A 16,213-nucleotide genomic window follows, 5' to 3' on the forward strand; every position below is an offset into this window, starting at 1 on the left:
CCCTCCAGGTTTGCGGATGACGACAACGCGCCCCCGCCACCACGGGTGCGTCTGCCATCGAGCCGCTCCGAATGGCTGCGGAATTTCGAAGGAACAGATGTCCCCTCAATCCGCGACCGCCACCACGACCTTGCCCAAGTGACGTCCTGCCAACATGTCGAGGAACGCAGAGGGCGCATTCTCGAGGCCGGCAACCACCGCCTCGTCGATCCGGATCGAGCCATCGTCGACCAGTGGCCGCATGTGCTGCTGGAATGCGCCGAAGCGCGCGCCATAGTGGTCCAGGATGATGAACCCCTGCATGTGCACGCGCTTCTGGAGCAGGGCAGCCAGCAGCGCCGGCATGTGGTCCTCGCCGCCGGGCGTGCCGGCCCCGTTGTAGTGCGCCACGAACCCGCACAGCGGAACCCGCGCACCAATGCTCAGCAGCGGCAGCACGGCCAGCAGCACCGCTCCGCCCACGTTCTCGAAATACACGTCGATGCCGTCTGGGCAGGCGTCCCTCAGGTTCACCGCGAAGCGCGGGTCGTGGCGATCGATGCACGCATCGAACCCGAGCACCTGCACCGCATGCGCGCACTTCAGGGGCCCGCCGGCGACGCCCACGACGCGCGCTCCCGCGAGCTTCGCCAGCTGGCCGGCAATCGAGCCGACGGCCCCCGTAGCGGCCGCCACGACCACTGTCTCGCCTTGGCGCGGCTTGCCGATATCCAGCAGCCCGACGTGCGCCGTGAACCCCGGCATGCCAAGTCCGGAGAGCGCATGGGAAGGCTGGCGCATGTCGTCGATGACGGTCAGCCCGGTGCCGTCGGAAACGGCATAGTCCTGCCAACCTGCGGCTGCCAGCACCAGATCGCCTTCGCGCATGCCGCGGTGGCGCGATGCCACCACGCGGCTGACCGTCGCTCCCACCATCGGAGCGCCCAGCTCGACGCGGGGCGCATAGCCAGGCCCGACTTCCTCCATGACGTTGCGCATGTACGGGTCGAGCGAGAGGGACACGGTCTGCAAAAGCACTTCACCGTCTGCGGGCGCTGGCACCGGTTCGGTGACCAAGCGGAAATCCCGCAGGCTCGGGAACCCGCTTGGCCGTGCGGCCAGGATGATGCGACGGTTGACGCGTTCAGGCATTGGGAGCCTCCTGACGGTGCTGCGCGGCGCGGATGACGGGCGTGGTGCCCGCGGCGACCAACGCAGTCACGGTGAGAGCCTGGCGCGCCGCCCCGGTGGTCGGCAAGCTCGCAGGCAGGTATCCAGCAGTAGCGAGCGCGAAGGCGCCGGGACTGGGTGAGCCGACGGCCACCCAGTGCGCTGCCAGGGTGACGGACGGTCTGGGACTGGATGCGTGGGCGATGCGCGCAGTGCACGGTGATGGCATGGACCGGAAGCCTTGGAGTGAGTGAGGTCGGCAGCCTACGAATAGCATTCGTCGCGATGAATGGCAGAAAAGCCAAATTGCTTGGCACCTCCGAACGTGGCCCCGACCCGCTGACGGAGGTCCTGCTGAACCTGAGGCTGGACGGTCTCGAGCACCGCCGATGCCGACTCCGCGCGCCGTGGGCTGTGGCATTCGCGGCCCAGCCGGAGGCGCGCTTCCACTTCATCGCATCAGGCGACTGCTGGCTGCGCGCGGGGGAAGCCGACTGGGTGCAACTGCAACAGGGCGATGCGGTCCTGCTGCCGCGCGGCGAAGCCCACATCCTGGCGAGCTCGACGGATGTCCCGGCGACCGATGTCGCGCACCTGCCGCAGGCGCCCGTCGCGGCAGGTGCGATCCCTCTTGTGGGTGCCGGCGACGACAGCCCCGATGACGCGACGCATGCCATCTTCTGCGCGTCGATGCGCTTCAACCTCGACGCGCGACACCCGCTGCTGGCATTGATGCCGGGCGTGGTGCGCGCGGGCGAGCTGGCTAGTCGCGATGCGACGGTGCCCGCGCTGCTCGACGCAATGGAACGTGAGGTCGCCCGCCAGCGCGTCGGCGCCTGCGGCATCCTGGCGCGGATGGCGGATGTGGTCGCCGCGACGACCATCCGCGCGTGGGTCGAATGCGTGTGCAGCCGGACCACGGGCTGGATTGCGGCCCTGCGCTGTCCGGTCATCGGGAAGGCGTTGGCGGCGATCCACGCCGACCCCGTACGAAACTGGACCGTGCCCGAGCTCGCCCGGCTGGGGGGCGGCTCGCGCTCCGGGTTCACGGCCGCATTCAAGGCGGCTCTCGGCGAGACACCCGGCCGGTACATCGCTCGCCTGAAAATGTTCCAGGCGAGCGCATGGATCGCCGGCGACGGGATCCGCGTCAGCGTCGCCGCGGATCGCCTGGGCTACGAGTCGGAGGCCTCGTTCAGCCGCGCTTACAAGCGGATCATGGGCACGCCCCCGAGCGCAGCACGCGCAAGCCGCTCCGTCCGGGCCGGCGCAGGCGCAAACTAGCTCGCCTTCAACGATCAGGACCGCTCGACGATGACCTCGCTGATCTGGACGACCGGCACGATGTCGGTGTAGTTGGCGATGTCGCCGCGGATCTCGGCGCTGTGCTCCTGGCTGGCGGCCAGGTAGGCTTCGGCCGAATCACAGATGAACGCGCACATCGCCACGAAGGCGGGCGGTGACCCGGGCGCCCGGCCGGACAGGCCTCTTTCGACCGTGTAGTAGGCGCACGCATTGCCCAGCCTCGCCTTCACCATCGGCATGTGCCGGTCGCGATAGTAGGCGTGGTCGAAGCGGGCGCCTTCTGCGTACGGGTACATCACGGTGACCTTGATCATGCAGTTCTCCTTGCCATCCGAATCAGGACCAATGTCCTGTCATCGCCCAGTTCACGTCTTCATGGATTCAGAGACCGTCAGGCCCCGCGCACCAGGTCCACGAGTTCTTCCGGACGGTCCGGAACGGAATTGCCCCGCCACGCCACGTGCTGGTCCGGCCGCGACAGCACGAGCCCGTGCTTGTACAGCCCGCGCGCCTCGGCGCTCCGCACGTCCAGCACCTGCATCGGCACGCGGGCGCGTCGGGCTGCCAGCAGCAGTGGCTCGACGTCGACCTTCGGATCGAAGCGCAGCAGGGTGTAGCCCGCGCCCATCGCGTCGTACAGCGAGCGGCCGTCGTCGAGCCAGACGTGCGGCGTGCGGCAGCCCGGCACGGTGGACGGCGTGAACTGGTCCATCGTGTAGCCCGGTGCCGCCTCGCCGTCGTACGCCACCAGCGGCGACTGGTCGTAGAAGTAGCCGAAGTTCAGGCCGCCGCAGCAGTACTGCTTGACGTTCAGGTCGTAGAGCGACTTGCCGGCCGCCGCGCGCGCGGCCTCGCCTTCCTGGCCCGCATCCTCGAGATGCTCTGGGACGCCGGCACTGGCCTTCTGCAAGGCGATCGCATGCGCCATCGCGAACTTCGAGACCTGCTCGGTGATCGGCAGTCGCTCGGCCTCGTAGGCGTCGAGCGCACGCGGGCCGGCCCAGCCTTGCACCGCCGCCGCGAGCAGCCAGGACAGGTCCATCGCGTCGGCGATGCCGGCGTTCATGCCGTAGCCCGCCATCGGCACCCACAGGTGGCAGGCATCGCCGCAGATGAAGACGCGGCGGTCGCGGAACCGGTCGGCGACCAGGCGGCGGCCGATCCAGTCTTCCTTGCTGATCACCTCGTAGCGGAAGTCGGCGCCGACGCCGAGGATGGTGCGGATCGCCCAGTCGCGGTCGACGCTCTCGAAATCCTCTTCGTCCGGCCGCAGGTAGTTGTGCAGCAGGAAGGTCTCGTGGCCGTCGATCGCATACACGTTGCCGGTGCGCCGCGGATTGAGCGAGAAAGTGGCCCAGGCCGGCCGGTGCCCGGCGCGGTCGAGCAAGTCGGGCGCGCGGAAGAAAGTGGACTGCACGCGGGCGACCACGTCGGTGCCCGACAGCTTGGCGCCGATCTGCTTGCGGACGCCGGACCGGCCGCCGTCGCAGCCGACCAGGTAGTCGGCCTGGACTTCGAACACCTCCTCGCTATCGAGATCGGTGGCCCAGGCGCGCACGCCGCCTTCGTCCTGCTCGAAACGGTCGAAGCGGACTCGGGTGCGGATGCGCAAGCCGGGGGTTGCTTCCGCGGCGGCGAACAACTGCGGTTCCAGGTAGATCTGGTTGATGCGGTGCGGCGGTTCCGGCGTGGGCCACCAGGTGTCCGGGCCGCCCCGGGCCGTGTAGCGGTCCTGCCGCGCCGGGATCGGGATGCGCGAGAGTTCCTTGCCGGTGAAGGTCGTCCGGTAGGCGACGTCGTTCGGATAGTCCGGCGGCAGGCCCGTGTCGCGGATCCGCCTGGCGATGCCCAGCCGGCGGAAGATTTCCATCGACCGCGCGGACACGTGGTTGCACTTCGGTTCCGGCCGGGCGCCGCGGGGTTTCATCTCCAGCACCAGCACGTCGATGCCGCGCTGGGCGAGGTCGATCGCGAGCGTCAGGCCCACGGGGCCGGCGCCGACGACGAGGACCTGGCTTCTCATCACTTCTCCCATGGGGTCAACGCCCGATGCCGGCACGCCGGAGCATGGCGTCGAAGATCAGGCGGTTGGTGTCCGCGCGGCCCGCCACGCGGGTTTCGGGAACGCGCACCAGGATGTCCTTCGCGATGGCGCGATTCGGACCGTGGCCGGCGTCCGACGCGAGCTGGATCTCGCACGCGCGCTGCAGCGTCCACAGCCGATTGAAGGCGGTCGGGAGGTCCGGGCCCACGGCCAGCAGGCCGTGGTTGCGCAGCACGAGATGATGGCGCGCACCGATCGAAGCGACCAGGCGCGGCTGTTCGTCCTCGTTGGTCGTCACGCCTTCGTACTCGTGGTAGCCGACGTCGCCGTACAGCATCGCGCTGTAGAAGTTGTCGTGGCGCAGGCCTTCTTCCTTGCACGCCACGGCGCAGCCCGCGGTGGTGTGCACGTGCATGATGCAGTGCGCATCCTCGCGCGCGGCGTGGATGGCGCTGTGGATGATGAAGCCCGCGCGGTTCACCTTGTGCGTGCTGCCGTCGGTCACCTCGCCATCGAGCGTGATGCGCACGAGGTTGTCGGCGGTGACTTCCGCGTAGTGCAGGCCGAACGGGTTGATCAGGTACTCGGCCTTGCCGGTCCCGCGGTCCGGCAGGCGCACCGTGATGTGGTTGAAGATCAGCTCGGTCCATCCGAGCCAGTCGAAGAGCCGGTAGCAGGCGGCCAGGTCGCGGCGGAGTTCGGTTTCGGTCTGCATGTAACGCATCCTGCCTCAGGCGATGCCGCCAAGGCACACGTACTTGGTGTCGATGTACTCGTCGATCCCGTAGCGCGAGCCTTCGCGGCCCATGCCGGATTGCTTGACGCCGCCGAAGGGCGCGACGGCCGTGCTGATGATGCCGGTGTTGACGCCCACCATGCCGGCCTCGATCGCGCCGGCTACGCGCCACACGCGTGCGAGGTCACGCGAATAGAAGTACGCCGCCAGCCCGAACTCGCTGCTGTTGGCGATGCGGACCGCGTCCGCCTCGTCGTCGAAGCGGATCAGCGGCGCCACCGGCCCGAAGATCTCCTCGTTGGCGACACGCATGGCGCTGCCCACGCCGACCAGCAGCGTCGGCTCGTAGAACGTCCCGCCCAGCGCGTGGCGCTTGCCGCCGGCGGCGACCCTGGCACCGGCCGCGACCGCGTCGGCGACGAGTTCCTCGACCTTCGCCAATGCGGGTTCGTCGATGAGGGGACCTTGCTGCACGCCCTCGACCACGCCATTGCCGACGCGAAGCGCGCCCACGGCCGTGGCCAGCCTGGCCGCGAACCGGTCGTAGACGCCGGACTGCACCAGGAAGCGGTTGGCGCAGACGCAGGTCTGGCCGCTGTTGCGGTACTTGGAGGCGATCGCGCCTTCGACGGCGGCATCGAGATCGGCGTCGTCGAACACGATGAAGGGCGCGTTGCCGCCCAGTTCCAGCGACATGCGCTTGAGCGTCGGCGCGCATTGCGCGGCCAGCAATCGGCCGACTTCGGTCGAGCCCGTGAAGCTCAGCTTGCGCACCAGCGGGCTGGCCGTCAGCACGCCGCCGATGGCGCGCGCGCCGCCCGTGACGACGCTGAAGACGCCGCGCGGGACGCCGGCGCGCTGCGCCAGTTCGGCAAGGGCGAGTGCCGACAGCGGCGTCTGCGACGCGGGCTTCACGATGATCGTGCAGCCCGCGGCGAGCGCCGGCGCGACCTTGCGCGTGATCATGGCCGCGGGGAAGTTCCACGGCGTGATGGCCGCGCACACGCCCACCGGTTCCTTCTTCACCAGGATCGCCTTGTCGCTCCACTGCGAAGGGATGGTGTCGCCGTAGACGCGCCTGGCCTCTTCCGAGAACCATTCGATGAACGACGCCGCGTAGGCGATCTCGCCCTTGGCTTCGGCCAGCGGCTTGCCCTGCTCGCAGGTCATGAGCATTGCCAGGTCGTCCTGGTGCTGCAGCATCAGGTCGAACCACTGGCGCAGCACGCGCGCCCGGTGGTCGGCGGTGGTGGCCCTCCAGGCCGGGAACGCGCGATGGGCAGCGTCGATGGCGCGCTCGGCATCCGCGGCAGCACCATCGGGCACGTCGGCGATGTGCTCGCCGGTGGCGGGGTTGCGCACGGCGAACTTCTTGCCGCTGACGGCCTGGCTCCATTCACCGTCGATGAACAGCGCCTGGCGCAGCAGGGTGGGGTCCTTGAGGGCGGGCATCAATAGGCTCCGGACGGCGCCGCGGGGGCGGCGCTGGTGGACTTGAACGAACTGCAGACGGCTTTTGCCGCGTGCACGAGCAGCGTGGTGTCGACGGCGACCGCGACGAAGGTGGCGCCCGCCTCGATGTACAGGCGCGCGAGCTTCGGGTCGGCCGACAGGACTCCGGCGGCCTTGCCGGCCCCGCGCGCGGTGGCGATGCCGTCGCGGATGGCTTGCTGGACGTCGGGGTGGCCGGGCTGGCCGAGCAGGCCCATCGAGGCCGACAGGTCCGCCGGTCCGAAGAACACGCCATCGATGCCGTCCACGGCAGCGATCTCCGCGACCTGCCGCAGCGCGGACGCGGACTCGACTTGCACGAGCACGCAGATCTCGTCGCTGGCGTCCTGCAGGTAGCCGTCGACCTGGTTCCAGCGCGACGAGCGCGCCAGTGCGCTGCCGACACCGCGCACGCCGTGGGGCGGGTAGCGCGTGGCCGCGACGACGGCGGCGGCCTGCCCGGCCGTCTCGACCATCGGCACCAGCAGCGTCTGCGCGCCGATGTCCAGGTATTGCTTGACCAGCACCGTGCTGCCTTCCGGCGGCCGCACGACCGGATGCGTGGCGTAGGGCGCGGCGGATTGCAGTTGGGCGAGCACCGAGCGCAGGTCGTTGGGGGCGTGCTCGCCATCGACCAGGAGCCAGTCGAAGCCGATGGTCGCGAGCAGTTCCGTGGCATAGCCGTCCGCGAGCCCGACCCACATGCCGACCTGCAACTCGCCGGCCGCGAGCGCGCGCTTGAAGGAATTGGCGGGGTTCTTCATGCGGGGCTCAGGCGAACCGGAACTCGAAGCGTCCCAGCGGGCCGTAGTCGGCATCGAACACGTCGCCCTGCTTCGCGGCCACGGGCCGGGTGAACGAGCCGGCCAGCACGATCTCGCCGGCCTTCAGGCTCTCGCCCCACGGCGCGAGCTTCATCGCGAGCCACGCCACGCCGACGGCCGGGTCTCCCTGGACGCCGGCCGCCAGGCCGGTCTCCTCGACGACGCCGTTCTGGCGCAGGATGGCGCCGCACCACGGCAGGTCGACCTCGGATGGCCGCACTTTGCGGCCGCCGAGGATGAGGCCGGCGTTTGCCGCGTTGTCGCTGATGGTGTCGAACACCTTGCGCATCACCTTCGTGTGGCGGTCGAACTGCTCGACGCGCGCGTCGATGATCTCGATGGCCGGCTGCACGTAGTCGGTGGCTTCCATCACGTCCTCGACGGTCACGTTGGTGCCGGACAGGTCCTTCTTCAGGATGAACGCGAGCTCGACCTCCACGCGCGGCGCGATGAAGCGCCCGGTCGGGATGTCGCCCGGCTCGAACAGCATGTCGTCCAGCAGCGTGCCGTAGTCCGGCTCGCTGATCTGGCTTGCCATTTGCATCGCGCGCGACGTCAGGCCGATCTTGTGGCCGATCGTGCGGCGGCCCTCGGCCAGCTTCAACGCGACCCAGGCGCGCGAGACGGCATAGCCGTCCTCGATGGTCATCCCGGGAAAGCGCTTGGAGAAGTGTTCCACCTGGACGCGGGTGCGCTCGCTCTCGTGCAGCTTGCGCGCGAGCGAGTCGATGAGGCTGGCTTCGAAGGGCATGGATGTCGGAATGGGAGGTTGCAGTGTTGGGCCGCTGGTCACAGGCGGCTGCTGATCGCCGTGTAGCCGTCAGCCGACGAGGCTTGCGCTTTGGGGATCGCGTCGCCGGTTTGCGGCGTGACCGGGAAGATGGCGTTGATCTGGCCGGTGCCCGACGCGCCGAAGTAGGGTGTGACCACCTCGGCCTGGCCGTCGTAGCCGGACCAGCCGAGCGCGCCGAGCAGCATGGCGGTGTCGTGCATGAAGCCCTCGCCGTGCCCCTTGGCCGCGTACTCGGGCAGCATCCCGCAGAACGCCTTCCATTCGCCGGCTTGCCACATGCGGAGCACCTCGCGATCGAGCTGCTCCAGGAAGGGGCTCCAGATGCGGAAGCCGTATTCCGGCGCCAGGCCGTTCTGCGCGAAGCGGTGCGACAGCGAGCCGCTGGCCAGCACGGCGACGGTGCCGTCGTACTCATCCTCGATGGCCCGGCGGATGGCCCAGCCCAGGCGCGCGCTGTCGTTCAGGTAGTGCGCCATGCACAGCGCCGACACCGAGACCACCTTGAAGTGCTGGTCCTGGTTCATGTAGCGCATCGGAACAAGCGTGCCGTACTCGGGGTTCAGCGTGGTCGCGTCATGCGCCAGCGTCTCCACGCCCATCGCGTTGGCCGTCTTCGCCAGCAATTTGCCGAGCTCCGGGTTGCCCGGGAACGCGAACGGCATGTTGGCGATGAAGTGCGGCAGCTCGTTGCTGGTGTAGAGACCCTCGAAGTGCGGCCCGCAGTTGACGTGGTAATTCGCGTTCACCAGCCAGTGGGTGTCGAACACCACGATGGTGTCAACGCCCAATTCCCGGCAGCGCCGGCCGATCTCGAGGTGCCCATCGATCGCGTCCTGCCGCGTGCCCTGGCGCGGGCCCGGCAGCTCGCTCAGGTACATCGAGGGGACGTGCGTGACCTTGGCCGCCAGTGCTAGCTTGCCCATCGTGCACTCCTGGAAGCGGACTCCCGATCCATCAAACGCCCCAATGAGGGATGTGGTGGGACCCGAGCGACACGGCGATGTTCTTGGGCTCGAGGAAGACCTCGTAGCTCCACGTGCCGCCTTCGCGGCCGGTGCCCGAGGCCTTGGTGCCGCCGAAGGGCTGGCGAAGGTCGCGCACGTTCTGGCTGTTGACGAAGCACATGCCCGCTTCGATCTGCGCCGCGACACGGTGCGCCCGGCCGATGTTCTCGGTGAAGACGTAGCTGGACAGGCCGTAGTCGATGTCGTTGGCGATGCGCACGGCGTCGGCTTCGTCGTCGAACGGGATCAGGCAGGCCACCGGGCCGAAGATCTCGTCCTGCGCGATCTTCATGCGGTTGTCCACGTCGGCGAACACGGTCGGCAGCACGTAGTTGCCGCGCTTGACGCGATCGGGCACCAGCGGCGCGTCGAGGCCGCCGCACAAGAGGGTCGCGCCTTCCCTGGTGCCCAGTTCGATGTAGCTGCGCACCTTGGCGAGGTGGCCCTGGGAGATCATCGGGCCGATGATGGTCTTCTCGTCCTGCGGGTCGCCGACGACGATCTTCTTCGCACGCTCGGCGAAACGCTTCGCGAAGTCGGCATAGATCGACTTCTGCACCAGGATGCGCGAGCCCGCGGTGCAGCGCTCGCCGTTGTTCGAGAAGATCATGAACACCGCGGCGTCCAGGGCGCGATCGAGATTCGCGTCGTCGAAGACCACGAACGGCGACTTGCCGCCCAGTTCCATGCTGAACTTCTTCAGCCCGGCTTCCTTCACGATCCGGTTGCCCGTCGCCGTGGAACCGGTGAACGAGATGGCGCGCACGTCGGGGTGCTTGACCAGCGGCTCGCCGGCGTCCTTGCCGTAGCCGTGCACCAGGTTCAGCACGCCGGCGGGCACGCCGGCTTCCAGCGCCAGCTCGCCCAATCGCGCGGCCGTCAATGGCGACAGCTCGCTCATCTTCAGCACCGCGGTGTTGCCGAACGCCAGGCAAGGCGCGACCTTCCAGGTCGACGTCATGAACGGCACGTTCCACGGCGAGATCAGGGCGCAAACGCCCACCGGGTGGAACAGCGTGTAGTTCAGGTGGGTGTCGGTCGGGTAGGTGTGGCCGTCCACGCGCACGCACATCTCGGCGAAGTAGGAGAAGTTGTCGGCGGCGCGCGGGACCAGCTGCTTGCCCGTCTGCGAGATCACCTGGCCGGTGTCGTCGGTTTCGGTGCGCGCGATGTCGGGCACGTGTGCCGCGATCAGCTCGCCGAGCTTTCGCACGATCTTCGCGCGCTGCGGCGCCGGCAGGCCGGCCCACTTGGGGAAGGCTTCCTTCGCGGCGGCCACGGCGGCGTTGACTTCGGCTTCGCCGCCCGCGGCGACTTCGGCCAGGACGTCCTGCGTGGCCGGGTTCACCGTCTCGAAGTAGTTGGTGCCGGCGACGGTCTTGCCGCCGATCAGGTGATCGACTTTCATGGTGTGTTCCAGGTTGGGCTCAGCGGCCGAAGGCTTCGTCGCTGGCGATGGTGTTCACGAGGCGTCCGACGCCGTCGATCTCGCAGGTGACCTCGTCACCGGGCTGCACGTCGACCACGCCTTCGGGCGTGCCCGTGAGGATCACGTCTCCCGGCTGCAGCCTCATGAACGCGCTGAGGTACTCGATGAGGTAGGGAATGTCGAAGACGAAGTCGCGCGTGTTGCCTTGCTGCGTGACCTTGCCGTTGACCAGCGTGCGCAGGGGCAGGTGCACGGTCGGGCCGATGTCTTCTGCGTCGACGAACCACGGCCCCAACACGGTGCCGCCGTCGCGGTTCTTCACCCGCAGGTTGGGCCGGTACCAGTTCTCGAGGTAGTCGCGGATCGCGTAGTCGTTGGCGACCGTGTAGCCGGCGACGTGCGCCATCGCGTCGGAACGCGGGATGTTGCGCCCGGCCTTGCCGATGACGACGGCCAGTTCGCACTCGTAGTGCATGAACTTGACGTCCTTGGGCCGGCGCGTGACGGCGCGATGCCCGACGACCGAGCCCGGCCCCTTGAGGAACACCAGCGGTTCCTCCTGGGCGCCGAAGGCGAGTTCCTTCGCGTGGTCGGCGTAATTGAGGCCCAGGGCGATGATGGTGCCGACCTCGAACGGCGGCAGCCACACGACCTGGTCCTCGCGGACCACGCGGCCGTCGGCGAGCTTCAACTGGTCGCCGTGGGGCGTGGCTTCATGGATGGCGCCGGAATAGGCGACGCGGGCGCGCTTCATGGCCGCTCCTTCACGAGGTCGTTCTCCAGGCGGCCGATGGGGCCGATCTCGACGGACACGTGGTGCCCGGGCGCCACGCGCGGCGCGCCGGCGGCCACGCCGAGCAGGAGCACGTCGCCGGGCGCGAGGGTCATGAAATCGGTGACGTCCGCCAGCAGGCGCGCGACGTTGCGCACCATGCCCGCGGTGGTCGTGGCGTGCACGATCTTCCCGTCGACGAACACGCCGACGTCCAGGTCGTCGGGCGACGGAATGCGCGCACGCGGCGTGACGGACGGACCCACGACGCACGAACCGTCCAGTGCCTTCAAGCGCACCGAGGGACGGTAGTAGCTGTCGTGCGGGACGCTGAAGTCGGCAACCACCGTGTAGCCGGCGACGTAGGCGAATGCGTCCTGTTCCTGGACGCGGCAGGCCGTGCGGCCGATCACGACACCCAGGGCGGCGCCGACTTCCAGCGCGCCGGCGGTGTCGGGCACGACCACGGCATCCCCGGTGCTTGCCAGCGTGTTGCGCGGCTTCACGTACAGCACCGGGGCCTTGGGCGCGGCCTTGTACGGAGGCTCGTTGACGGCGCCCCCGAGTTGCGCGAGCGCTGCCTGGTGGTTCAGCAGCGTGCCGTAGACGGTGCCGCTGAGGCGATAGGGAGGGACGTCGAAGTCGAGGAGGGAAACGCTCATTGCGCCTTGGACTCCTCGAGCGCGGCGATGTCCTCGCAGAAGACGAGTTCCTCGTCGCCGCTTTCGAAGCGCGCGTTCAGCCAGATGCCGTCGCCGATGTTCTCGACCACCTCGGCAGTGGTCCCGTTCTTCAGCCGGATCGTCTGGCCGGGCTGGATCTCGAGCAGGTTGATCATGGGAGCGGTTCCTAGAAGAAGACGGTGAGGTTCTTCGCCAGCAGCACGTTCTGGTGGATGTGGATCTCGCGCTGCGCGAGCTTCCAGCCGTCGGCGGTACGGCGGATGCGGTCGAGGCGGTCGCCGACGAAGAAGTACTGCTCGTACTCGCAGCGGTTCTGGTAGATCAGGAAGCGGCTGGAGGCATCCACCTCGAGCTCGCCGGCGGCGTTCGTGTCGATCGCCGACAGCTGCACGTTGGACACCATGCGGCACACGCGTGAGAGCGGCTCCTCGGCCCAGTGCACGCCGGTGAGGATCTGCTCGGCGCGCTTGCCCAGCGACCACTTGCCCTCGTTGAACCAGCTGATCTGCTTCTCGCGGGTCGTGAACTCGCGCGTGGCGTGCTCGCCGGCCTTCACGTTGTATTCCATGGGCATGAAGTAGCGCAGGTCGTCGGCCAGCGTCAGCAGCCATTCCTGGAAGCGGCGGTCGTCGAGCAGGTTGGCTTCGTCGTAGAGGAACTCCTCGATCTCGCGCTTCGTCTCGTAGTAGCGGTTGTCCCTCGGCAGGCGCGGCTTGGCGCCTGCGGCGGCAGCGGTCGGGACGAGGGCTTCGGCGGTTGCGGACATGGTGGGGTGTTCTCCTGGGGACTCAAGGCTTGGGCGGCACGGGGCCGCCCTGGTGCGCGAAGCATCCGACGTCGAGGACGGTGCCGGAAATCGTGGCCGCCTCGTCGGACAGCAGGAACGCCACGGCGTTCGCCAGGTCGCGGCCGGTCGCGGGGCGTCCCGCGGCCGTGCCCGGCGCGGGCTTGCGCACGAAGGCGTCGACGTTGCCGCCCATGCGGCCGACGCTCATGCCGGACACGATGCCGCCGCCGCCGGGAATGGCGACGTTGACGCGCACGTGGTCGTGGAAGTGGTCGTAGGCCATCGCCATCGACAGGGCGACGATCGCGCCCTTGCTCGACGCATACGCGGCCATGTTGGGCTTGCCGTAGCCGGCGCCGGAGCCGATGTTCACGATCGAGCCGCCACCCGCCTTGGCCATGTGCGGCAGCACGGCGCGGCTCATGAGGTACGTGCCCTTGACGTTGACGTCGAAGATCTTCTCGAAGACGGCTTCCTCGGTCGTCAGCACGGTACCGATCGGACCGATGGCGGCGTTGTTGACCAGGCCGTGGATCGCGCCGTAGCGGGACATGGCGTGGTCGACGACGCGCCGCACGTCGCTCGCGTTGGACACGTCGGCTTCGAGCACGTCGGCCTTGCAGCCGGCCTGTTCCAGTTCCTGCAGGACCGAGTCGACGCCTTGCGCGGTGCTGGACACCTGCGGCTGCGCCAGCCCGAAGGCGACGACCTGGTGGCCGCGGCGGGCCAGTTCGACGGTGATGGACTGGCCGAGGCCGAAGGTCCCACCGGTGACGATGACGACGGACACCGGCTTACTCGGCGAAGCTCGCCGGCTCCTTGTCCTTGCGTCCCAGCAGCGTGTCCCAGTCGGCGGCGTTCATGTAGTCGCGCCAGCGGCGGTAGAACTGGCGCGGGTTCTCCTCGCTCACCTGCAGGCTCACGTTGCCGGCGACGGGGCCGGTGGCTTCCACCTTGCCCAGCGACTGCGTGTAGTTGAACGGGTAGCGGCGCGCGACCACGCCGCGGCTGCCGGCGGTGGCGTAGTTCCAGTTCTCCATGTCGTCCTGCTCGGTCATGCCGGCCGGGCCGGAGTAGCGCATGTAGTAGATGCGCAGGAAGTCCTTCACCTCCTGCGGCGCATCGGCGTCGACCAGGAAGAAGCGCCAGGCCTCGGTGTGCTCCGGGCCGTGCGGGTGCCACACGCACAGGTTGCGCGGCTGGTTGCCGTGGAACGAGACGTTCGGGTAGATGGTGCCGACGAAGGGGATCAGGCGGTGCTTCTCCGCGCCCAGGCGCTCCTTGCGCTTGGCATGCGCTTCGCGGAAGTACTCGGCCACCACCGGGTTGTTCTGGTACGTGTTCAGGAACTCCCAGTCCTGCGGCATGATCGCGCTGTGCACGCCGTGGCCGGCGGGGAAGTTCACCCAGACGTGCTGGGCCTTCTCCATCTCGTTGTCGCGGCGGCCCTTCACGCCGGCTTCGGCGCTCGGGCCGATGCCGATCAGGTCGACCGAGCGGTGGCTGACGTTGTGGTACGTGTCGCCCAGGAAGTTCTCCGCGGCGAACTTCCAGTTGCACGGGATGATCCACTTGTGCACGCCGAACAGCACTTCGGAACCGCCTTCGCGGCCGTCGCGGCAGTCGAGCGCCAGGTCCAGGTGGGTCTTCGCATCGCCCAGGTACGTCAGCAGGTCCGGCGCGTCCTTGTCCCACGTGGCCCACACCGTGCCCTTGTAGATCTCCATCTTGGGCACTTCGATCAGCGACCACTCCTCCTTCTCCATGCAGCCTTCGTACAGCTGCTTGAACTGGGGGACGCCGAACAGCTTGCCGTCGGTGGTGTAGCTCCAGCTGTGGTACGGGCAGGTGAAGAGTTGCGTGTTGCCGTGGTCGTACTGGCACACCTTCATGCCGCGGTGGCGGCACGAGTTCAGGAACACGTGCACCTTCTTCTTTTTGTCGCGCGCCAGGATCACCGACTCGGCGCCCATGCGGGAGGTGAAGAAGTCGCCCGGGTTCGGGATTTGGCTCTCGTGGCCCACGAACAGCCAGGCGCGCGTGAAGACCTTCTCGAGTTCTTCCTCGAAGATTTCCTTGTCCGAGAAGATCTCGCGGCTGATCTTGCCTTCGCGCAGCTTGACCAGCGCGTTGTAGCGGGATTCGGTGGTGATCGGGATCATGCAGTTCTCTCTGTGTTCGGGGGTGTTCTTCAGGCGAAGCGCTCGCACAGCACGTCCGCGCGCTTGAGGCCCGCCGCTTCCGCGGCGCGGCGGCCGGCTTCGACCATGGGCGGCGGGCCGCACAGGTAGACACGCGTGCTCGGGTCGAGGCCGAGCTTGGGGATGAGGTCGGTCGGGTAGCCGGCGTGGCACCCGTCCTGCGCGTCCTGTTCGACGGCCACCTGCAGGTCGATGCCCTGCAACTTCTCGCCCAGCGACTTCAGTTCGTCCATCGCGAAGAGGTGGCCCGGCGTGCGGGCACCGATCACGAACGTCGTCCGTTTCGCGGGCGGGTTGTCCGCCATGCTTCTCAGCATGGACAGGAAAGGCGCCACCCCCGTGCCGCCGGCGACGAACAGGCGAGGACGGTCCTCGTCGCGCAGGAAGAAGGTGCCGTGCGGCGTGCTCAGGTCCACCTTGTCACCCGCCTTCGCGGTGGCCAGCCACGCGGAGAAGGCGCCGCCGTCCACCAGGCGCACGAAGAACTGCAGGCGGTCGGTGCCCGGCACGTTGGCCATCGAATAGGAGCGGTGGAAGTCGGCGCCCTGCGGCGTGATGCGCACGTACTGGCCGGGCTCGAACGCGATGGCCTGCGGCACCTGCACTTCCAGGCGCACGATGTCCGTCGCGACCTGTTCGACCGCCGTCACTTCGGCCGGGATCGGATCGGGTTCGTCGCTCATCGCCTCCGTGGAGTCGTAGGGCAGCTCGATCGCGCAGGGCGCATTGACGCGGCAGACGCAGGGCAGCACGGTGCCCGACGCGCGGTCCTCGTCCGGCAGCACGGCGCGGTCGTAGTCGTCCAGGTCGACGCTCCCGGACACGAGTTGGGCGGTGCAGGTGCCGCACTGGCCGTTGGAGCAGTCGGTCAGCAGGTTCAGGCCGGCCTCGGTGGCGGCTTCGATCAGCTTGCCGCCGCAGGGGACGGCCAGGCGTTGCGAAACACCATCGGAAAACAGCAGGGTGACGGGAATGGCCGGGTGACTCAAAGTGAA

At 68.5% G+C, this 16,213-nt stretch carries 17 protein-coding genes; 1 reads left to right on the forward strand and 16 read right to left on the reverse strand.

The window, feature by feature from the left end; translation table 11 throughout:
- Nucleotides 1-105: 105 nt before the first annotated feature.
- Nucleotides 106-1,131, reverse strand: coding sequence for an NADP-dependent oxidoreductase (locus tag I8E28_RS08395; protein WP_200787538.1), 1,026 nt, complete (start codon nt 1,129-1,131; stop codon nt 106-108).
- 303 nt (nt 1,132-1,434) lie between these two features.
- Between I8E28_RS08395 and I8E28_RS08400 the strand changes: the two genes are divergently transcribed.
- Complete coding sequence (locus I8E28_RS08400; protein ID WP_200787539.1) at nt 1,435-2,433, forward strand: AraC family transcriptional regulator; 999 nt, start codon at nt 1,435-1,437, stop codon at nt 2,431-2,433.
- Between the two features lie 14 nt (nt 2,434-2,447).
- Here the strand turns inward: I8E28_RS08400 and I8E28_RS08405 are convergent, their stop codons facing one another.
- From I8E28_RS08405 to I8E28_RS08475, 15 genes are all read right to left on the reverse strand, one after another.
- Entirely contained in the window at nt 2,448-2,768 is a 321-nt protein-coding gene (locus tag I8E28_RS08405) for an EthD family reductase (RefSeq protein WP_200787540.1), read from the reverse strand.
- A 77-nt stretch (nt 2,769-2,845) separates the two neighbouring features.
- Nucleotides 2,846-4,477: an FAD-dependent oxidoreductase gene (locus I8E28_RS08410; protein WP_239027203.1), complete on the reverse strand. Its 1,632-nt coding sequence runs from the start codon at nt 4,475-4,477 to the stop codon at nt 2,846-2,848.
- A gap of 16 nt (nt 4,478-4,493) precedes the next feature.
- Nucleotides 4,494-5,213, reverse strand: coding sequence for a class II aldolase/adducin family protein (locus tag I8E28_RS08415; protein ID WP_239027204.1), 720 nt, complete (start codon nt 5,211-5,213; stop codon nt 4,494-4,496).
- A gap of 15 nt (nt 5,214-5,228) precedes the next feature.
- A complete protein-coding gene (locus I8E28_RS08420; RefSeq protein ID WP_200787543.1) occupies nt 5,229-6,686 on the reverse strand; it encodes an NAD-dependent succinate-semialdehyde dehydrogenase in 1,458 nt (485 codons plus the stop codon).
- The gene (gene hpaI, locus I8E28_RS08425) at nt 6,686-7,489 is read right to left on the reverse strand and encodes a 4-hydroxy-2-oxoheptanedioate aldolase (protein ID WP_200787544.1); all 804 of its coding nucleotides are present in this window, start codon (nt 7,487-7,489) and stop codon (nt 6,686-6,688) included. The genes I8E28_RS08420 and hpaI overlap by 1 nt, the downstream gene beginning before the upstream one ends.
- 7 nt (nt 7,490-7,496) lie before the next feature.
- A complete protein-coding gene (hpaH, locus tag I8E28_RS08430; RefSeq protein WP_200787545.1) occupies nt 7,497-8,300 on the reverse strand; it encodes a 2-oxo-hept-4-ene-1,7-dioate hydratase in 804 nt (267 codons plus the stop codon).
- 38 nt (nt 8,301-8,338) lie between these two features.
- Nucleotides 8,339-9,265: a 3,4-dihydroxyphenylacetate 2,3-dioxygenase gene (gene hpaD, locus I8E28_RS08435; RefSeq protein ID WP_200787546.1), complete on the reverse strand. Its 927-nt coding sequence runs from the start codon at nt 9,263-9,265 to the stop codon at nt 8,339-8,341.
- A 31-nt stretch (nt 9,266-9,296) separates the two neighbouring features.
- On the reverse strand, nt 9,297-10,754 hold the full coding sequence (gene hpaE, locus I8E28_RS08440) for a 5-carboxymethyl-2-hydroxymuconate semialdehyde dehydrogenase (RefSeq protein ID WP_200787547.1): 1,458 nt from the start codon (nt 10,752-10,754) through the stop codon (nt 9,297-9,299).
- Nucleotides 10,755-10,773: 19 nt separating this feature from the next.
- Nucleotides 10,774-11,529: a fumarylacetoacetate hydrolase family protein gene (locus tag I8E28_RS08445; RefSeq protein WP_200787548.1), complete on the reverse strand. Its 756-nt coding sequence runs from the start codon at nt 11,527-11,529 to the stop codon at nt 10,774-10,776.
- On the reverse strand, nt 11,526-12,209 hold the full coding sequence (locus I8E28_RS08450; RefSeq protein WP_200787549.1) for a fumarylacetoacetate hydrolase family protein: 684 nt from the start codon (nt 12,207-12,209) through the stop codon (nt 11,526-11,528). The genes I8E28_RS08445 and I8E28_RS08450 overlap by 4 nt, the downstream gene beginning before the upstream one ends.
- A complete protein-coding gene (locus I8E28_RS08455) occupies nt 12,206-12,385 on the reverse strand; it encodes a hypothetical protein (protein WP_200787550.1) in 180 nt (59 codons plus the stop codon). The genes I8E28_RS08450 and I8E28_RS08455 overlap by 4 nt, the downstream gene beginning before the upstream one ends.
- An 11-nt stretch (nt 12,386-12,396) precedes the next feature.
- On the reverse strand, nt 12,397-12,996 hold the full coding sequence (locus I8E28_RS08460; protein WP_200787551.1) for a 3-phenylpropionate/cinnamic acid dioxygenase subunit beta: 600 nt from the start codon (nt 12,994-12,996) through the stop codon (nt 12,397-12,399).
- Between the two features lie 22 nt (nt 12,997-13,018).
- The gene (locus I8E28_RS08465) at nt 13,019-13,807 is read right to left on the reverse strand and encodes an SDR family NAD(P)-dependent oxidoreductase (protein WP_200787552.1); all 789 of its coding nucleotides are present in this window, start codon (nt 13,805-13,807) and stop codon (nt 13,019-13,021) included.
- 4 nt (nt 13,808-13,811) lie between these two features.
- Nucleotides 13,812-15,179: an aromatic ring-hydroxylating oxygenase subunit alpha gene (locus I8E28_RS08470; RefSeq protein ID WP_200787553.1), complete on the reverse strand. Its 1,368-nt coding sequence runs from the start codon at nt 15,177-15,179 to the stop codon at nt 13,812-13,814.
- 29 nt (nt 15,180-15,208) lie between these two features.
- Nucleotides 15,209-16,207, reverse strand: coding sequence for a 2Fe-2S iron-sulfur cluster-binding protein (locus I8E28_RS08475; RefSeq protein WP_239027205.1), 999 nt, complete (start codon nt 16,205-16,207; stop codon nt 15,209-15,211).
- Nucleotides 16,208-16,213: the final 6 nt, after the last annotated feature.

The organism is Ramlibacter algicola, from assembly GCF_016641735.1.
Taxonomy (GTDB): Bacteria; Pseudomonadota; Gammaproteobacteria; order Burkholderiales; family Burkholderiaceae_C; genus Ramlibacter; species Ramlibacter algicola.

Coding starts and splice junctions, on each gene's coding strand:
- I8E28_RS08395 (WP_200787538.1), bottom strand. CDS start 1,131: ATGCCTGAACGCGTCAACCGTCGCATCATCCTGGCCGCACGGCCAAGC.
- I8E28_RS08400 (WP_200787539.1), top strand. CDS start 1,435: ATGAATGGCAGAAAAGCCAAATTGCTTGGCACCTCCGAACGTGGCCCC.
- I8E28_RS08405 (WP_200787540.1), bottom strand. CDS start 2,768: ATGATCAAGGTCACCGTGATGTACCCGTACGCAGAAGGCGCCCGCTTC.
- I8E28_RS08410 (WP_239027203.1), bottom strand. CDS start 4,477: ATGAGAAGCCAGGTCCTCGTCGTCGGCGCCGGCCCCGTGGGCCTGACG.
- I8E28_RS08415 (WP_239027204.1), bottom strand. CDS start 5,213: ATGCAGACCGAAACCGAACTCCGCCGCGACCTGGCCGCCTGCTACCGG.
- I8E28_RS08420 (WP_200787543.1), bottom strand. CDS start 6,686: ATGCCCGCCCTCAAGGACCCCACCCTGCTGCGCCAGGCGCTGTTCATC.
- hpaI (WP_200787544.1), bottom strand. CDS start 7,489: ATGAAGAACCCCGCCAATTCCTTCAAGCGCGCGCTCGCGGCCGGCGAG.
- hpaH (WP_200787545.1), bottom strand. CDS start 8,300: ATGCCCTTCGAAGCCAGCCTCATCGACTCGCTCGCGCGCAAGCTGCAC.
- hpaD (WP_200787546.1), bottom strand. CDS start 9,265: ATGGGCAAGCTAGCACTGGCGGCCAAGGTCACGCACGTCCCCTCGATG.
- hpaE (WP_200787547.1), bottom strand. CDS start 10,754: ATGAAAGTCGATCACCTGATCGGCGGCAAGACCGTCGCCGGCACCAAC.
- I8E28_RS08445 (WP_200787548.1), bottom strand. CDS start 11,529: ATGAAGCGCGCCCGCGTCGCCTATTCCGGCGCCATCCATGAAGCCACG.
- I8E28_RS08450 (WP_200787549.1), bottom strand. CDS start 12,209: ATGAGCGTTTCCCTCCTCGACTTCGACGTCCCTCCCTATCGCCTCAGC.
- I8E28_RS08455 (WP_200787550.1), bottom strand. CDS start 12,385: ATGATCAACCTGCTCGAGATCCAGCCCGGCCAGACGATCCGGCTGAAG.
- I8E28_RS08460 (WP_200787551.1), bottom strand. CDS start 12,996: ATGTCCGCAACCGCCGAAGCCCTCGTCCCGACCGCTGCCGCCGCAGGC.
- I8E28_RS08470 (WP_200787553.1), bottom strand. CDS start 15,179: ATGATCCCGATCACCACCGAATCCCGCTACAACGCGCTGGTCAAGCTG.